Raw genomic sequence first — 17,679 nt, 5'->3', positions numbered from 1 at the left:
AGACCCCTCACCCATGATCACCTATGTGGCCAACCGTGCGATCCAGTTCGTTCTGGCACTGATCGTCGCCTCGGTGGTGGTCTTCGCGCTCATGAGCCTCCTGCCCGGCAACGCCGCACAGGTCGCGCTGGGGACGAACGCCACACCTGAGGCCGTGGCGGCGCTGGAAGCCCAGTACGGACTCGATCAGCCGCCCCTCATCCGATACTTCAATTGGGTCGTGGGCATGCTCACCGGCAACTTCGGAACCTCGTATGTGACTGGGGCCGCGATCACCCCGGTCATCGTCGGCAGCGTGCAGGTCACCGGCATCCTCGTCATTGCCGCGATCATCCTGGCGATCATCATCGCGGTCCCGTTGGGTACCTTCGCTGCACTGGAACAGCGCAACTGGATCGGAGTCACGATCTCTGCCCTGAGCCAGATCGGCATCGCCGTGCCGAACTTCCTCGCCGCCATCATCCTCGTCATCGTCTTCTCCCTGACTCTGGGCTGGTTCCCTTCCCAGGGGTGGATGGCCCCGGTCGAGGGACTGGGCGGGTTCCTCAGCCGACTCGTGCTGCCTGTGGTGTCCCTGGCGCTCGTTCAAGCCGCGATCCTCACCCGATACGTGCGATCGGCGGTCCTCGATGTCATGCGCGAGGACTACATCCGCACCGCCCGGGCCAAGGGGCTGACTCGAACCAAGGCGCTCTTCGTCCATGGTCTGCGCAACGCTGCCATCCCCGTCATCACCGTGGCCGGGGTACAGCTCGCGACGCTCCTCGTCGGTGCCGTCATCATCGAACAGATCTTCGTCATCCCCGGCATCGGGTCCGCACTTGTGCGTGCTGTGGCCAACCGTGATCTCGTCACGGTCCAGGGCGTCGTCATGGTCCTCGTATTCCTCGTGCTCATCATCAACCTCATCGTCGACGTGCTCGTGCCCGTCGTCGACCCCCGGATCAGGAACGCATCATGAGTGAGAACCCGAGCATCACGTCGGCGGGAGGAACCACAACGGATCATCGCAGACGCACGAAGCTGCGGCTCAATGCCTCGATGGTCATCGGTGCCGTCCTCATCCTCCTCATCGTCGCCCTCGCGCTCGTGTCCTTCGTCTGGACCCCCTACGATCCCAGTGCCGTGGACCCGGTGGCACGGCTGCAGTCCTCGAGCCCCGAGCACCTGCTCGGCACCGACAAATTCGGCCGCGACACCCTGACCTGGATCATGTACGGCGCTCGGATCACGCTGATGGTCGGGATCGTGGCCGTGGGCATTGCGGTGCTCATCGGCACTCCCATCGGCATCATCGCCGCAGTCTTCGCCCAGTATCCGTGGGGTGTATGGCTGAGCGCGGTGATCATGCGCGCCAACGACATCCTGCTCGCGTTCCCCGCACTGCTGCTGGCAATCGTCTTCGCCGCCGTCTTCTCGCCGGGGACCGGGCCGGCCATGGTGGCCGTGGGAATCGCTGCGATCCCCGGGTTCGCCCGCGTCGCCCGCTCGGGCACGATGCAGGTCCTCGGCTCCGAATATGTGCGCGCGGCCAAGGCCTCGAACCGGAGTGCTCCGGCGATCGCCATCGTCCACGTTCTGCCCAACATCGCCAGCATGGTCATCGTGCAGGCCTCCGTGGCTTTCGCGATCTCGGTCCTCGCCGAGGCGGGTCTGTCCTTCTTGGGGCTGGGCACACAGGCGCCGGTGCCCTCCTGGGGTCGGATGCTCCAGGAGTCCCAGCAGTTCCTGTCCACCCAGCCCGAACTGGCACTGTGGCCAGGCCTGTTCATCGCCCTCGCCGTGCTCGGCTTCAACCTCTTCGGCGATGGACTCCGCGACCGATTCGACCCGAAGATGGAGGCCCGCGGCAATGTCTGAGAACCTGCTCGAGGTCCGTGACCTCACCATCACCCCAGCCGGCGCCGAGGCTCCTGTTCTCCACGATGTGTCACTGAGCCTCTCTCCTGGTGAGAGGGTCGGACTGATCGGAGAATCAGGATCAGGGAAGTCCCTGACCGCCCAGGCCGTGATGGGACTGCTGCCCGAAGAGCTGCGATCCGACGGCACCGTGTCCCTGCAGGGCTTTGCCGGAAACATCCTGGAGGCGAAGGAGAAGACCTTGGCCCGGATGCGTTCCGACCTCGTCTCCATGGTGTTCCAGGAGCCGATGAGCGCACTCAACCCGCTGATGCGCATCGGGGACCAGATCGCCGAGGTGCTGCGCATCCATGGCGACGTGGCCCGCCGCGATATTCCTGGTCGAGTTCTCGACCTGCTGACCAGCGTGCACATGCCCGCCCCGGAAAGTGCCCGCTACGCCTATCCGCACCAGATGTCGGGCGGACAGCGACAGCGCGTGATGTTGGCCATCGCCCTGGCGAACTCGCCCCGGCTGCTGATCTGCGACGAGCCGACGACGGCTCTCGACGTCACCGTGCAGAAGCACATGCTCGAACTCATCGCCGAACGGGTCTCCGCTGTCCAGGCGGGACTGCTGTTCATCACCCACGACCTGGCCGTCGTCGCCGAGGTGTGTGAGCGTGTCATCGTCATGTACGCCGGACGCATCGTCGAGACCGGCAGCGTCAAGCAGATCTTCACGGATCCTCAGCACGAATACACGCGCGGACTGCTGGCCTCCTCCGACTTAGAGGCCACCGACGCTCACGGAAAGCTCTTCTCACTCAAGACGGCACGCTCATATGCAGGGCCGATCGACGAGGCAGAGCGGGCAGCTGCAACTGGGCCGGTTGTCGCAGATGAGCCGGGCGATGTGCGAGTGCCGACAGATGTGCGAGAACCAGTTCCCACCTCGGCGGGGGAAGCACACGAGGCAGTCCATTCCCCACCGCTCATCGACGTCAGCGGAGTCTCGAAGCACTTCCGCTCCGGCGGATTGCTGCTGCGCAGACGGTCTCCGGTCCGCGCACTCGACGACATCAGCTTCAGCGTCGCGTCTGGGCAGCGCTTGGGAATCGTGGGGGAGTCGGGGTCGGGAAAATCGACCATACTCAACATTCTCTCAGGACTCGACCGACCCACCTCTGGGCATGTGAGGGTCGGCGACATCCGGGTCGAGTCCGCGAGCTCATCGGCACTGCGGACGCTGCGCGAGGATCTGCAGATCGTCTTCCAAGACCCCTTCGCCTCACTTGACCCTCGCATGCGGGTCGAAGATATCGTCTCCGAACCCCTGATCGCACGCGGTATGGCACGGGACGAACGACTGAGCCGGGTGCAAGAGATGCTGCTGGCCGTCGATCTCGACACGAAGGCCATGCGACGCTACCCACACCAAGTCTCCGGCGGACAGCGACAGCGGATCTCGATCGCCAGGGCGCTGGTGACCAGGCCCCAGATCCTTGTCGCCGACGAACCCGTCTCCGCCCTCGACGTGTCCGTGCGCGCCCAGGTCCTCAACTTACTCACCGACCTAGTCGATGACTACGCGCTGACCCTGCTCTTCGTCTCCCACGACCTCGGCGTCGTCAAACACCTGTGCTCCGATGTCATCGTCATGAAGGACGGACACATCGTCGAATCCGGGTCGACGGAGGACATCTACGCCCACCCACGTGAGGATTACACCCGGAGCCTCATCGCGGCCACCCCCAGCCTGGCCGGAGCGCTCGCCTCAGTACCCTGAGCCCGACGCTGCGCAATGAACTCAGCAGATGCAACAGAAGAAAGGACGGCAGATGAGCCACACCACGCTTGCCGACCACAGCGCAGAAGCCCTGACCAGCGGCTACGCTTCAGGAGACGTTGACCCACTCGAGGTCTTCACAGCAGTCGTGGAGAGGATGGACGAATGCGAACCCGTCATCAACGCTCTCCACCACCGAGACGATGACCGTTCTCATGCTGCTGCGAACGCCAGCGCTGTTCGCTGGCGAGAAGGCCGAGCACTCGGCCCCCTCGACGGAGTCCCGGTCACGATCAAGGAGAACGTCGCACGCAGGGGAGTGCCGATGCCCAGCGGCCACGCCTGGTCGCAAGTACCGGTGTCGACGCACGACGCTCCGATCACCCAACGCCTCGAGGAGGCCGGAGCGGTCATCGTCGGATCAACGACGATGCCCGACTGGGGCATGCTCTCATCCGGAGTCTCCTCTCTGCACGGCATCACTCGCTCGCCCCTGAATCCGAACCTGACCACCGGCGGATCGAGCGCGGGCGCCGGTGCCGCCGCAGCTGCCGGCTACGGTCCCATCCACATCGGGTCCGATATCGGCGGATCGATCCGCCTGCCCTGTACCTGGATGGGGCTGGCCGGCCTCAAACCCAGCTTCGGCCGGGTCCCGCTCGACGCCCCGTACATGGGCCGATGTGCCGGGCCGCTGGCCAGGACGATGGCCGACGTCAAGGCCGCGATGGACATCATCTCCGCACCCGACGACCGTGACTACTCGAGCCTGCCCCCTTCTGATGGGCAGAGCCCCGAGCGAACCGTGTTCGACCCGAAGGGGCTGAGGGTCGGTCTCCAGCTCGATGCCGGATGCGGAGAATCCGTCAACCCGGAAATCGCTTCGGCCATCGCCGAGGCTGCCGATCGTTTCGCACAAGCCGGCGCGATCGTCGACACCCTCGCCCCGTTCATCGATGATGAGCTGCTGAGAGATATGGACCTGTTCTGGCGTGTGCGCTCGTGGGGCGACCTGCGCGCCCTCCCCGTGGCAGAACAGGCACTCATCCTGCCCTACATCCAGCAATGGGCCCAGGGCGGGGCCGATGTCACCGGGCTCAGGCTGATGGAGTGCTATCACAGCGTGCAGGAGATCCGACGTCGCAGCGTGGCAGCCACAGCAGGCTACGACCTGGTCATCTCTCCCGTCTCACCGGACGCAGCATTCCCAGCCGAACAGCCCATGCCCTACCCGAAGGTCCACGAACCCATGGGGCATATCGGCTTCACCATGCCCTACAACATGTCAGAGCAGCCGGCAGGCACCGTCCTGGCCGGCTACACCAAGGATGGTCGGACCATCGGCGCCCAGATCTCGGGACGCCGCTTCGCCGACGAACTCGTGATGGCGGCCGGGTCCTGGTTCGAACAGGCAGCAGGAATTGCCGCACCTGTGCGGGCCACGATGAGCTGAGAACGCCAACGGAAGGAGGGCCTGGGTTCATCACAACCCGGGCCCTCCTTCACTTCGCTTGCGCGCAGAGGTGGGACCACCTCGGCGAGGTCAGCGACGAACGTCGTCGACGGCTGGAATCAGAAGTCGAAGAACTCGACCGAGAGCTTGTCGCCATCGATTTTCACTGTGCCGGAGACGGACAGCGGGTTGCCGTTGGAGAAGTACGACGAACCGGCCTTCTTGCCCTGCACGCTGAAGTCGAACTTGCCCGGCTTCTTGGTGAAGAACGAGCCGGAGTTCGTGTCACCCGATCCGAAGCTCGCATCAACCTGGGGCATGTCCTTCATGTTCCACTTGGCGGTGTTCTTCTTCGCCAGATCGGCCAGCTTCTTATCTGAGCCGCCGACAGGGATCTCAGTGGGATCGAACTTGATGAACTTGCACTTGGGTTTGATGTCCTTGTTGTCGAAGCACTTCTTGAGCTCCTTCTCGACCTGTTTCTGAACTTCCTTCTGGAAGGCGCTCGTCGGTGCAAGATCAAGATTGAGCGTCATCGGAGACACCTCATCATTGTTCGGCTTCTCACCCGGAGCAAAGGCCTGAGGGAAGTTCACCGCTGCGGTGTCCTTGGCCTCTCCGACCCATTTGCTCTTGGGGATCTGGAAGTCATAGTTGCCCGGATACACTGCGAAGGACGTGGTGCCCGGCTCCGCCTTGTAATCCTTGCCGTTGACGCTGAGACCATCGGTGCCCGGAATGTCGAGTGAGATCACGTTGAGCGCAGGGCCCGTCAGGGTCCATTTGTCGAAGAACAGATCCTGCTTGCCGTCCTTCTTCGCCTTCAGCACGACGTTGTACTTGGTGCCGTCGAGACCGTAGGAGACGACGACTGTGCCCTTCTCGTCTTTGACCTTCGAAGACTCGACCTTCGCATTCTCGACCTTCGTCGAGGACGCATCGGTGAACTCCTTGGACAGGAGGTCCAGGTTCGTTCCTTCCGGACGAGGCGAGGGCGCGATCTTCTCAGCTGCAGCGAAGTCACCCTTGCTCAGCGCGGACACGTAGTCTTCGGCAACCTTGTCGGGTCCGTAGTTGTTCTTGTTGACCGTGTTGACGACGAGGAAACCGACGAGGACGAGAATGATGACGAGAGCCACCGCACCCAGAGCGATGAAGAGCGGCATCCTGCTCTTCTTCTCGGGGCGGGCATCGGCACGGGTCGCGGTCGCTGCAGAACCGGCGAAGCCTGGAGCCGGCGCTGGCTGGGGGATCGCCTGTGACTGACCCGGGCCTGAGCCAGTCCGATGCCCATCGGATCCCGAGACGGTCTGGTAATGCCCGGGTTGACCAGGCGCTTGCTGACCCGGCTGTCCCTGCTGACCTTGCTGGTAGGGGCCACCTGGGTAGGGTGCGCCGCCTTGGTACTGACCGCCCTGGTACTGACCCGGCTGCTGCTGGCCGCCATACTGTTGGCCGCCGGTGTAGTTTGGGGCCTGGTTCGAGCTGGCCTGCTGCACCTCGGGGCGCGGCGGTTGGTTCTGCTCAGGTGGGTTCGGCTGGGCCGGCTGATTGCTGTGGCCCTGATCGTTCGCGGCGAACGGAGGGGCCTGATCGTCGCGGTAGGACGGAGCTGGTTCGGATCCGCTGGCTGGTGCCTGCGGGCCTGAGCTGCTTGAGTCCACCGAATCATCAGTAGTGTTGCTCGCCGACGTCTCCGCACCGGGTCCCGTTCTGTTGTTCTCGGGAGGGTTCATGGGAGGTGGCGGGAAATTCGGTTCGTCGTTCCCGTTGCTCATCGTTGGCTGCATCCTTCGTGTCTACAAGCGTGTCCTGGCGCAATTGTACTTCCCACAGAAGAGAATCGCGTGGTCAATACCAGGAAGCGAGCACCGTGTCAGCGAAAATGGGAGAGATGCACACTTCTCCTCACCCCCGAACCCATCGCCATCCAGTCCTGCTGGGCCTGCTGGAGGCACTGCGAATCGACCTCATCGCCGTCCCCGCGGCCTTCGTCATCGCCACTGTCTTCTGGATCATCGGACTCGGCTCGCAGCTGCCGTATTCGATCATCCCCGAGTGGGCATTCGCCATGTGGGGCATCGCGCACGGCCTGAGCGTGTCCACGATGGGCTTTGACTTCTCGCTGGCACCGAGCCTGATCACACTGGGCCTGTGGTTCTTCTTCGCCGCCGGGGCCAAACGCCTGGTCGCCGGCTTCACAGAAGCAGAGCCAGAGGACAGCGACATCATGGAGCCTTCATGGTGGAAGCAGATGCTCCTCGCCTTGGGGACCTACATCATTGCCTATGCCGTCCCGTTGATCGCTCTGACCCTTCTTCTGGGGGAGGGAACCCTGACACCAGGGGGCCTCCTCCGGCTGATTCTCATGCTGCTGTCCGCCTCTGCGGCCGGATATATGTGGGTTCGCGGTGTCGACGATATCCCGCGATTGCACAATCTCGACAGCGATGCTTGGGTTGCCGGTGCACAACTGGTCAAGCGGCTACTCTGGGGTGCGGCATTCCTGTCGGTGCTCGTCATCGCCACCGGCATCGTACTGAGGTGGAACGAATTGGCCCAGTCACTGCAGATCTACAGCTCACCGCTGTCTGCAGGTGTGGGCCTGCTGATCATTCAGATTCTCTTCGCCCCAGGAATCTTCTACGCCTCGCTGTCCTGGATCGCAGGCACTGGAGTGAGCGTGGGCGACGGGGCACTGAGTTCGGTATTCCAGACTGCGGCCGGACCGATTCCGCACGTCCCGGTGCTCCAGCTGCTCGTCGGTGATTATCCGGCGTGGACGAACGCGGCACCAGTGCTGCTCGTTCTGTTGGGAGTCCTCAGCGTCATTCTCGGTCGCGATCATGCCCGTCTGGTGATGATGGGTTCGTGGGCAGGGCTGGTCACTGCGGCGATCAAATGCTTCGTCGTGCTTCAGGTCCTCGCGCTCTTCGCGCGAGGGGCCATGGGCCCGTTGGGTCTGTCTGCGTTCGGGCCCTCGGCGCTGACGTCTGCGCTGGTCATCACTGCATGGCTCACGGTGGGGATGGCTGGAGGCCTGCTCCTGACCAGGCTCTCGGACATGCAGACCGGGTCCGGATCTTCCGGCGATCGGGACGGTTTCGATGAAGACGAGGAACCCTTCGGTCGCATCGCCGATGAACGACACGCCGATTATTGGGACGAGGACTGAGCCGAATCAACGGCCTCTCGGCCGAGGATGTCCTACTTTGTGCCGGGCAGGTCCAGGTCCTGGCCGGTGATCTGCTTGAACCAGTCGCCGAGGCCGGTCTGATATTCCGTCGTGCAGGACAGCTGCGCCTGCTGTGTGATGGCATCGCGCACGCACTCTTCATACTTCGACTGGACGGGCCAGAGGACGACGGACGACATCGTCGAGAAGATGAGGTAGACGGCGAGCAATCCGCCTAGGATCCCAAGCGACATATTGCGCTTCTGCTTCGCCTTGACCACGGCGATGATGTAACGGATCGACCAGACGACGGCGGCAATGGCGAAGGCGATCGCCGCAACCTTGAACGGCAGCGGATACGTGAACGTCAGGACCGAGGCGAGGATCAGCAGGATCAGGACTAGGCCGTGTCGAGCGGGCGCGGCCTGCTTCTCCTCTTCGGGAGTGGGCGCGCTTTTCTCTTCAGTATTGTTTGGTGACGTCACAGCAATAGTTTGTCATAGTCCACTGACAAAAACCTTGGCGGCCACCGGAGTCCGCATTCTGATGCTGTGACCGACAGCCGATGATTCAAACGTTAGAATGGGACTGTGCGCATCGTTCTTCTGGCATCCGGCTCGGGTACCCTCACACAGGCAGTCATCGACGCCTTCGCCACATCGGGTCGTGGCGTTGAGATAGTCGGAGTCGGTTCCGACTCACAGACGGCGGGTGTTCTCGACCGGGCGAAAGCGCATTCGATCCCCACCTTCGTCGTGGCACCCAAGGACTGCGCGAGCCGTGAGGATTGGAATCTCCGCCTGCGGGATGCTGTGGCAGACCTGTCACCCGACTGGGTGGTCTCGGCCGGTTTCATGCGGATCCTCGGGTCCTCGTTCATCGCGGCCTTTCGCGATCGCATCATCAACACACATCCGGCCCTGCTGCCGGCCTTCCCCGGCGCCCACGGTGTCCGTGATGCCCTCGCCCACGGTGTGCGCATCACCGGCGGCACCATCCACCTCGTTGACTCCGGGGTCGATACGGGTCCGATCATCACCCAGTTCGCTGTTCCCATCAGCGACGAAGACACCGAAGATACGGTGCACGAACGCATCAAGACTCAGGAGCGGTCGGAACTTGTCCGCCTCCTGACCCACCTCGCCCATCACGACCTCGTCATCGATGGACGGCATGTCAGCGGATATGCCACCTCGGCGTCTTCGTCCTGACCTACTCACCAACCGCACGAAACGGCAATCGAGCCTTCAAGGAGGACTTGTGACAGGAACCCGCGCGATCAAGAGAGCGCTCGTCAGCGTCTACGACAAATCGGGATTGGAGGACCTTGCCCGCGGACTGCAAGCCGCCGGAGTGCAGATCGTGTCCACCGGTTCGACAGCAGCGAAGATCGCCGAGGCGGGCGCTGCAGTCACGAAGGTCGAAGACCTGACAGGGTTCCCAGAATGCCTCGAAGGCCGAGTCAAGACCCTGCACCCGCGGGTCCACGCCGGCATCCTCGCCGATTCGCGCAAGCCGGATCATATGAGCCAGCTCGATGAGCTCGAGATCGAACCCTTCGACCTCGTCATCGTCAACCTCTACCCCTTCGCCGAGACGGTGGCCAGCGGCGCCGACTTCGACGACTGCGTAGAGCAGATCGACATCGGTGGCCCCTCCATGGTGCGGGCTGCGGCGAAGAACCACCCGAGCGTGTCCGTCATCACCGATCCCAGCGATTACCCCGCCGTCATCGAAGCGGCACAGGGCCAGGGCTTCGACCTTGACGCCAGGCGCGGGTTCGCCGCTCGAGCATTTGCTCACACCGCGGCCTATGACACGGCCGTGGCCTCCTGGTTCGCCGCCGAACTCACTTCCGGTGCAGAAGAAGCGGGAACCGACGAAGCGGCCGCGGCTGCCGGTCAGCCGGCCTTCGCCGGAGTGACGGGGGAGAAGCTGAGGGACCTGCGCTACGGCGAGAACCCCCACCAGGCAGCGGCGGTGTACTCCGACGGAACCCGTGGAATCGCCGGTGCGAAACTCCTCGGCGGCAAGGCGATGTCCTACAACAACTACACGGACACCGATGCTGCCATTCGCGCGGCCTTCGACTTCGACCGTCCGGCTGTGGCAATCATCAAGCACGCCAACCCCTGTGGGATCGCTGTGGCCGATACGGCAGCCGCCGCACACAAGGCAGCCCACGAATGCGACTCTCTGTCCGCCTACGGCGGCGTCATCGCGGCCAACCGTGAGGTCGACGCCGAACTGGCCGCTTCGATCAAGCCGATCTTCACTGAGTGCCTGGCCGCCCCCTCATTCTCGCCCGAAGCCCTGGAGCTTTTGTCGGGCAAGAAGAACCTGCGCCTGCTTGAACTCGGCGACGTCGACTTCGCGCCCTCGGAGATCAAGCCGATCACCGGCGGGTTCCTCGTCCAAGACCGCGATGCATTCCAGGCCGACGGCGATGCTGCGGAGAACTGGACACTGGCCGCAGGCAATGCCGCGACTGCCGAGGTTCTGGCCGACCTGGAATTCGCCTGGAAGGCCTGCCGTGCAGTGAAGTCCAATGCCATTCTCGTGGCCAAGGACGGTGCGTCCGTGGGCGTGGGGATGGGGCAGGTCAACCGGGTCGATTCCGCGAAGCTGGCCGTTGAACGTGCCGGTGAGGAGCGAGCGACCGGGGCCGTGGCCGCCTCGGACGCCTTCTTCCCGTTCGCAGACGGACTGCAGATCCTCATCGATGCCGGCATCAGCGCGGTTGTGCAGCCCGGTGGTTCGATCCGCGATGATGAGGTCGTCGAAGCGGCAGAGAAGGCGGGGATCACCATGTACCTGACCGGGAGCCGCCATTTCTTCCACTGAGAAGGGGAAGGCCCACCCACGCCATGCCAGGCGTGGGCGCGGCCCGATCGCCAAACGCTGGATCTATTGGAAACGGCGCTACGCAAACCCTGTACTCCGCGACTGGGTGCTATTGGCATGCCTGCTGGGAATCCTGATCGCAGCCGCATGCACCATCATCGATTTCCGACTCGGTGCGATCGTTTTGGCTGTCGTGCCGGCCGGGCTGGCGATGATGCGTGCGATGCCGGAGCCGTGGGAAGAGGTCTGGACCAACCGGTCGAAGAGCGTCGACATTGGAACCGGGCTGTTTTTCGCCGTGGTTCTCGTGGCATTGGCGTTCGTAGTTCCGGAGTCACGCTGAACCTGCCGCAAGCCGAACCACAGTCTTTTTGTGCATTTGCTGAGAAGCGGGAAGATTCGGTTACACCCGCGTCCGATAAGTGGCAGGGTGATTGGTGTAAGAAGGTTCGCAAGAACCTTTTCCATTGAAGGGAGACAGTATGGGACTCGACGATCTTACAAACAAAGCCAAGGACGCCATGAACAGCGACAAGGGTGAAGAGTTCAGCGACAAGGGTCTTGATAAGGCTACTGACTTCGCCAATGACAAGACCGGCGGCAAGTTCGACGACCAGATCAACAAGGGTCGCGACGGAGTCGACGGAAAAATTGGCAACGACTGATTTTTGAATCCATCGCCGCGTCCGGCATGGAAAAGCGCCGAGGTGAAATTATTTTCACCTCGGCGCTTCATTTATGTCTCCAGGTCCGTGCCCGGTTGTCAGCCGAGCTTTTCGATGGGGGCGTAGCGCAGCAAGAGTCGTTTCGTGCCCAGGGAGCCGAAGTCGACGACGGCCACTGTCTTATCGCCGACACCTTTGACCTCTGTCACGGTTCCAAGACCGAAGGACTCATGTGAGACCTTCTCGCCCACCGATACGGTGATGACCTCTCGGTTGGGTCGAATCCGATTCGGGAAACCGGCCACAGGCGACGAAGAGTTCGCAGAGCTTGAGCGCGAGCGAGACGAAGAGCCGGATCCGCGTGAGGAACCGAACCCGCCGCCGCGCGAGCCGCTGTAGCCGCCGAGGCTTCCCCCGCCATAGCCGCCGGAAGAGAATCCGCCGCCGCTGGATGAGAAGGTGCCGGTGTTCTCCCATTCGATGAGACTCTCGGGAATTTCAGAGAGGAACCGGCTCGGCGGGTTGTACTGCGGCTGTCCCCACATGCTGCGAGTCTCCGCCCGAGTCACGATCAGGCGCTGTCGAGCCCGGGTCAGACCCACATAGGCCAGACGACGCTCCTCTGAGAGCTCATTGGGATTCTCGAAGGAACGAGCGTGCGGGAAGCCACCGTCTTCGAGGCCGGTGAGGAAGACGACCGGGAACTCCAGGCCCTTCGCCGTGTGCAGGGTCATGAGCGTGACCTGACCGAGTTCGGCATCAGGGATCTGATCCGTGTCCGAGGCCAGCGCCACCTGCTCTAGGAAGGCCTCGATCGAGGAACCGCCCGACGTGGGAGACTCCTCATCTTCAGCCTCAGGAACAGCCTCGACCTCAGGAGCAACCTCAGCCTCAGTCTCCGCCTGCGCTTCAGTCTCCGCCTGTGGTTCCACCTCGGGCTCATCGTCGTCATCGCCGGTGCCGGCCATGGCCTGTGTGGCGACGAAGTCCTCGGCCACGGCCACGAGTTCGGCGAGGTTATCAACACGCGATTCGTCCTGCGGGTCTGTGCTCTTCTGCAACGACTCAAGGTAGCCGCTCTGCTCGAGAATCGCCTCGATGACCCGCGACAGTGGAGCCGCTTCGGCAATGGCTGCCAGATCTCGCATGAGATCGTAGAACTTCGACACGGAGGCCTTTGCCCGGGCGGACAGATGGACTATCTCATCAAGGCGTCCCAGCGCCGTGTAGAAGCTGATGCCCTCACGGTCGGCGAAGTCAGCGACGATGCCCTCGGTGCGATCACCGATGGCTCGCTTGGGAACGTTGAGGATGCGCCGCAGATTCACATCGTCATCCGGATTGGCGACTACACGTAGATATGCGAGAGCATCCTTGATCTCCTTACGTTCGTAGAACCGTGTGCCGCCGACGACCTTATAGGGAATGCCCGAGCGGACCAGAGCATCCTCAATGGCACGGGACTGAGCATTGGTGCGGTAGAAGACCGCGAAGTCACCATATGTGTACTTCTCATTGTCGATGAGCTCGTCGACACGGTCGACGATGAAGCGAGCTTCGGACTGCTCATTCTCCGCCACCCAGCCGACGATGGATTCGCCCGTGCCCTCTGAGGTCCACAGTTTCTTGTCCTTGCGGTCCTGATTGTTCGAGATCACAGCGTTGGCAGCATCGAGGATGTTCTGCGTGGAGCGATAGTTCTGCTCCAGCAGAATCGTCTCCGCATCGGGGAAGTCCTTCTCGAACTCCACGATATTGCGCACTGTCGCCCCGCGAAAGGCATAGATCGACTGGTCGGCGTCACCGACGACCGTCAGCTCAGCCCCGGTGGCACCACCGGCGCCGTTGCCGGCGAGAGACTTGATGAGCGCATACTGGGCCGGGTTCGTGTCCTGGTACTCGTCGACGAGGATGTGTCGGAACCGTCGGCGATAGAAGTCGGCGACCTCAGGAAAGGCGCCGAAGAGATGAACGGTCTCAGCAATGAGGTCATCGAAGTCGAAAGCATTGGCTAGGCGCAGGCGAGAGGTGTATCGCCTGAACACATCGGCGAGGACCTCATCGGCGGGATTGTTCGGCCGGGGCATGAAGTCATCGGGCGTCTGCAGATCGTTCTTGAGATTGGAGATTCTGTGCAGCATCGACCGAGGCGTGTACTTCTTCGTGTCGATTCCCAGTTCCTTGAGGATCTGAGACACGAGCCGTTGAGCATCCTGGGCATCGTAGATCGTGAAGTTGGTCTTCATGCCCAGCACCTTCGCCTCGCGGCGGAGGATCCGTACACAAGAGGAGTGGAAGGTCGAGACCCACATCGCTCGCGATGCCGGACCGACGATGGAGCGCACGCGCTCAGCCATCTCCTTGGCGGCCTTGTTCGTGAACGTGATCGCCAGGACCTCACCGGGATGGGCCCGACCGGTGGCCAGCGCATAGGCGATGCGCCTGGTCAGGACGGTCGTCTTTCCTGATCCGGCGCCCGCCACGATGAGGAGGGGGGAGCCCGTGTGGGCAACGGCCTCACGCTGTCGTGGGTTGAGTCCGGTGACGAGTTCGGCCGCACGTGAGTCGGCTCCCGGAGTGGCTTCTTCGATGTTTTCAGCTGCAGCAGTCATGTCCGGATCAACGATACCGTCAGCCGCTGACGCAGTGAAAAGTACGGATCAGATGGGCGAAGAAAGTACGGAGCAGGAAGCCGAGGAGAGTGCAGCGGGGCGAGCAGAGAAAAGGCTCCGCCCCGATCGCGAACAGCGGTGCGAACGGGGCGGAGCCGGCTCAACGAAAGTTGAGATTCGAAGATCAGTGGACGAAGACGGCCACCAACACGTTGATGATCGCTCCAGCGAATACGAGGTGCGCCATCGTCGCCGAAGGGTTCTTCACCGCGGTCGCCACGGTTCCATCGGCGCCGCCTCCAGCGGGTGCGACCCCAGCAGTCGAAGATCCGGCAGCGAAGGCCTTCTGCTTCTTGTTGCCGATGAATGCGAAGACGGTGACGAGAATCGCAATCAGGAGTTTGATGCCGATCTTCATGTGGTTGACTTCGCCCGAACCCATCTCAGCGATGGTGAGCAGGAGAAGACCGGTGATCAGCTGAAGATAAGAGCCGTGCAGCATGCCGGGAGCAACTTTGGGAGTGCGAATGAGGGAGAAATACCCACCCACGATGATCGCCATTCCAATGAGGTGCAGAGCAACTAAAATCTCGCGAAGAATTTCCATACGGTTCATCGTAGTGGCATGATGGTGTCTCGTGAGCGCGGGCCCTCAACTGGTGCACGCTGTTCCGCCCTGGTGTAATGGCAGCACGCCGGCCTTTGGAGCCGTGTGGTATAGGTTCGAATCCTATGGGCGGAGCTGGCCCAATCCGACTTGCGAAGGATTCAACAGATGTCGCAGACCAGACCCATCGCCGTCATCGTTCTGGCCGCAGGCCAGGGCACCCGTATGAAGTCAACGCTGCCGAAGGTTCTGCACCCGATCGGCGGACGCTCCCTGCTCCACCACTCCATCGCGGCGGCAGCCGGTGCCACTCCGGAACACCTCGTCGTCGTCGTCAGGCATGAACGCGACCAGCTCATCTCCCATCTCGAGTCCCTGCCGATCAATTCGACGCAGACAGTCCTCATCGCCGATCAGGACGAGGTCCCCGGCACCGGCCGCGCCACCGAGTGCGCGCTGACACAGCTGCCAGATGACCTCGACGGTACAGTGGTCGTGACCTACGGCGATGTGCCCCTTCTCACGACTGACACGATCAACAACCTCGTCGAGGTCCACGAGTCCTCCCACAATGCCGTGACGGTCCTCTCTGCCGAAGTCGACGACCCCAACGGGTACGGACGCATCGTCCGCGACGCCTCCGGAGCCTTGCTGCGCATCGTCGAGCAGAAGGACGCCAGCGATGACCAGCGCAGCATTCGAGAGATCAACTCCGGAATCTACGCCTTCGACGCCTCGGCACTGAAGGCCGGTCTCGCGTCACTGACGACGGACAACGCGCAGGGTGAGAAATACCTCACCGACGTCATCGGATTCTCCCGTGATGCTGGTCAGTCAGTGGCCGCCACCGCCACCCAAGACCTGTGGCAGGTCGAGGGTGCCAACGACCGTGTGCAGCTGGCCAACCTCGGCAAGGAGCTCAACCGCCGCGTCTGCGAAAAGTGGATGCGTGCAGGCGTATCCATCATCGACCCCGACACGACCTGGATCGACATGGATGTATCCGTGGGCGAAGACGTTACGATCCTTCCCGGAGTCCAGCTGCTCGGTGCCACCGATATCGCCACCGGCGCTGTCGTCGGCCCCGACTCAACGCTCAAGGACACCGAGGTGGGTGCAGGGGCACAGGTTGTGCGCACCCATTCGGAACTCGCCGTTGTGGGAGCCGGCGCCAAGGTCGGACCGTTCGCGTACCTGCGACCTGGGACCAACCTCGGCGAGGATGGAAAGATCGGCACCTTCGTGGAGACGAAGAACGCTGACATCGGACGGGGCGCGAAGGTGCCGCACCTGTCCTACGTCGGCGATGCCGAGATCGGTGAGGGATCCAACATCGGAGCCGCATCGGTCTTCGTCAACTACGACGGTGTCAACAAGCACCGCACCGTCGTCGGAAAGCACGCACGCATGGGCTCGGACAACATGTACGTTGCCCCTGTCACGGTAGGCGACGGCGCCTACTCGGGTGCGAGCACAACTGTGCGCAAAGATGTCCCTGCGGGAGCGCTTGCCATAACCGTGGCGCCACAGCGTAACCTGGAGGGTTGGGTCGTCAGCAACCGCCCCGGTACGCCTGCAGCGCAGGCAGCCGAGGCCGCATCTGAAGGGGAACCGGCAAGTGAATGAAATAACGACGGCGAGCGAAAAGAAGCTCGTCCTGGTCAGCGGGCGCGCGAACAATGAGCTCGCTGAACAAGTCGCTGAGAACCTGGGGACGGAACTTCTCCCCACTGACATTTACAACTTTGCCAATGGAGAGATCTACGTCCGGTTCTCCGAATCGGTCCGCGGCTGTGACGTCTTCGTCCTCCAGTCGCACTGTGCACCGATCAACGAATGGCTGATGGAGCAGCTCATCATGGTCGACGCACTCAAACGTGCCTCGGCCAAGCGGATCACGGTCATCGCACCGTTCTTCCCCTACGCGAGGCAGGACAAGAAGCATCGCGGACGTGAGCCCATCTCTGCTCGTCTCGTGGCCGATTTGTACAAGACAGCCGGTGCCGATCGCATCATCACCGTGGACCTGCACACTGCGCAGATCCAGGGGTACTTCGACGGACCGGTCGACCACCTCATCGCGATGCCGATCCTCGCCGGCTACGTCAAGGACAAGTACCCGACCGAGCTGGCGGTGGTCTCACCCGACGCCGGCCGCATCAAGGTCGCCGAGAACTGGTCGAACTCCCTGGGTGGAGTGCCGCTGGCATTCATCCACAAGACTCGCGACATCACACGACCGAATGAGACCAAGGCCAACCGTGTCGTCGGTGAGGTCGAGGGCCGAACCTGTGTCCTCGTCGATGACATGATCGACACGGGCGGGACCATCGTCCAGGCCGCCGACGCCTGCATGGCCGCCGGAGCCACCGGAGTCATCGTCGTCTCGACACACGCAGTGTTCTCCGGACCGGCCGTCGAGCGCCTGTCGAACTCCGTGGCGCAGGAAGTCATCGTGACGAACACGCTCCCGCTGACCGAAGACAAGATGTTCGACAAGCTCACCGTGCTCTCGATCGCTCCGCTGATCGCCCGTGCCGTGCACGAGGTCTTCGAAGACGGATCGGTCACCAGCCTCTTCGAGGTCTGAGCCAGAGCCGCAACGCGTCTCCCGAAGCGAACCCCGAGTCGAGATTCCGGCTCGGGGTTCGCTCTGTCTTATCTGCACCATCACCTGCCGTGGGAACGATCGACG

The 17,679-nt window shown here is 62.7% G+C and carries 15 protein-coding genes and 1 tRNA gene; 12 read left to right on the top strand and 4 right to left on the bottom strand.

Annotated features, from left to right (window positions below; all coding sequences use genetic code 11):
* The first annotated feature begins 13 nt into the window (after positions 1 to 13).
* The 4 genes from INT40_RS03575 to INT40_RS03560 are packed head-to-tail and all read left to right on the top strand — an operon-like array spanning position 14 to position 5,081.
* Positions 14 to 961, top strand: coding sequence for an ABC transporter permease (locus INT40_RS03575; protein ID WP_101569588.1), 948 nt, complete (start codon positions 14 to 16; stop codon positions 959 to 961).
* Complete coding sequence (locus INT40_RS03570) at positions 958 to 1,860, top strand: ABC transporter permease (RefSeq protein ID WP_193072692.1); 903 nt, start codon at positions 958 to 960, stop codon at positions 1,858 to 1,860. Before INT40_RS03575 ends, INT40_RS03570 begins: the two co-directional genes overlap by 4 nt.
* A complete protein-coding gene (locus tag INT40_RS03565) occupies positions 1,853 to 3,628 on the top strand; it encodes a dipeptide ABC transporter ATP-binding protein (RefSeq protein ID WP_193095510.1) in 1,776 nt (591 codons plus the stop codon). Before INT40_RS03570 ends, INT40_RS03565 begins: the two co-directional genes overlap by 8 nt.
* A 52-nt stretch (positions 3,629 to 3,680) precedes the next feature.
* Positions 3,681 to 5,081: an amidase gene (locus INT40_RS03560; protein ID WP_193095509.1), complete on the top strand. Its 1,401-nt coding sequence runs from the start codon at positions 3,681 to 3,683 to the stop codon at positions 5,079 to 5,081.
* 119 nt (positions 5,082 to 5,200) lie between these two features.
* Here INT40_RS03560 and INT40_RS03555 read toward each other — a convergent pair whose 3' ends face one another.
* Entirely contained in the window at positions 5,201 to 6,859 is a 1,659-nt protein-coding gene (locus INT40_RS03555) for a hypothetical protein (protein WP_193095508.1), read from the bottom strand.
* 116 nt (positions 6,860 to 6,975) lie between these two features.
* On the opposite strand from INT40_RS03555, the gene INT40_RS03550 reads away from it, so the two are divergent.
* A complete protein-coding gene (locus INT40_RS03550; RefSeq protein WP_193095507.1) occupies positions 6,976 to 8,256 on the top strand; it encodes a DUF6350 family protein in 1,281 nt (426 codons plus the stop codon).
* Between the two features lie 32 nt (positions 8,257 to 8,288).
* On the opposite strand, the gene INT40_RS03545 is transcribed toward INT40_RS03550, so the two are convergent.
* Entirely contained in the window at positions 8,289 to 8,741 is a 453-nt protein-coding gene (locus tag INT40_RS03545) for a hypothetical protein (protein WP_101569592.1), read from the bottom strand.
* 105 nt (positions 8,742 to 8,846) lie between these two features.
* Here INT40_RS03545 and purN point away from each other — a divergent pair, with 105 nt between their 5' ends.
* The 4 genes from purN to INT40_RS03525 all read left to right on the top strand — a co-directional run bounded on the left by purN (position 8,847) and on the right by INT40_RS03525 (position 11,765).
* A complete protein-coding gene (purN, locus tag INT40_RS03540; RefSeq protein ID WP_193095506.1) occupies positions 8,847 to 9,467 on the top strand; it encodes a phosphoribosylglycinamide formyltransferase in 621 nt (206 codons plus the stop codon).
* Between the two features lie 49 nt (positions 9,468 to 9,516).
* Positions 9,517 to 11,100, top strand: coding sequence for a bifunctional phosphoribosylaminoimidazolecarboxamide formyltransferase/IMP cyclohydrolase (gene purH / locus INT40_RS03535; RefSeq protein ID WP_193095505.1), 1,584 nt, complete (start codon positions 9,517 to 9,519; stop codon positions 11,098 to 11,100).
* A gap of 106 nt (positions 11,101 to 11,206) precedes the next feature.
* Entirely contained in the window at positions 11,207 to 11,443 is a 237-nt protein-coding gene (locus tag INT40_RS03530; protein ID WP_226830707.1) for a hypothetical protein, read from the top strand.
* A 139-nt stretch (positions 11,444 to 11,582) separates the two neighbouring features.
* Entirely contained in the window at positions 11,583 to 11,765 is a 183-nt protein-coding gene (locus INT40_RS03525) for an antitoxin (protein WP_101569596.1), read from the top strand.
* Between the two features lie 98 nt (positions 11,766 to 11,863).
* On the opposite strand, the gene INT40_RS03520 is transcribed toward INT40_RS03525, so the two are convergent.
* On the bottom strand, positions 11,864 to 14,377 hold the full coding sequence (locus INT40_RS03520; protein ID WP_101569597.1) for a UvrD-helicase domain-containing protein: 2,514 nt from the start codon (positions 14,375 to 14,377) through the stop codon (positions 11,864 to 11,866).
* A gap of 184 nt (positions 14,378 to 14,561) precedes the next feature.
* Complete coding sequence (locus tag INT40_RS03515) at positions 14,562 to 14,984, bottom strand: hypothetical protein (protein WP_101569598.1); 423 nt, start codon at positions 14,982 to 14,984, stop codon at positions 14,562 to 14,564.
* A 63-nt stretch (positions 14,985 to 15,047) separates the two neighbouring features.
* Between INT40_RS03515 and INT40_RS03510 the strand changes: the two genes are divergently transcribed.
* From INT40_RS03510 to INT40_RS03500, 3 genes are all read left to right on the top strand, one after another.
* Positions 15,048 to 15,119, top strand: a tRNA-Gln gene (locus tag INT40_RS03510).
* Between the two features lie 33 nt (positions 15,120 to 15,152).
* Complete coding sequence (gene glmU, locus INT40_RS03505) at positions 15,153 to 16,610, top strand: bifunctional UDP-N-acetylglucosamine diphosphorylase/glucosamine-1-phosphate N-acetyltransferase GlmU (RefSeq protein ID WP_101569599.1); 1,458 nt, start codon at positions 15,153 to 15,155, stop codon at positions 16,608 to 16,610.
* On the top strand, positions 16,603 to 17,574 hold the full coding sequence (locus tag INT40_RS03500; protein ID WP_101569600.1) for a ribose-phosphate diphosphokinase: 972 nt from the start codon (positions 16,603 to 16,605) through the stop codon (positions 17,572 to 17,574). Before glmU ends, INT40_RS03500 begins: the two co-directional genes overlap by 8 nt.
* Positions 17,575 to 17,679: the final 105 nt, after the last annotated feature.

This window comes from Brevibacterium sp. FME17 (genome assembly GCF_014897515.1).
Classification (GTDB): domain Bacteria; phylum Actinomycetota; class Actinomycetes; order Actinomycetales; family Brevibacteriaceae; genus Brevibacterium.
Note: the sequence above shows the minus strand (reverse complement) of the source record. Positions and strands in the feature narration are given on the sequence as shown.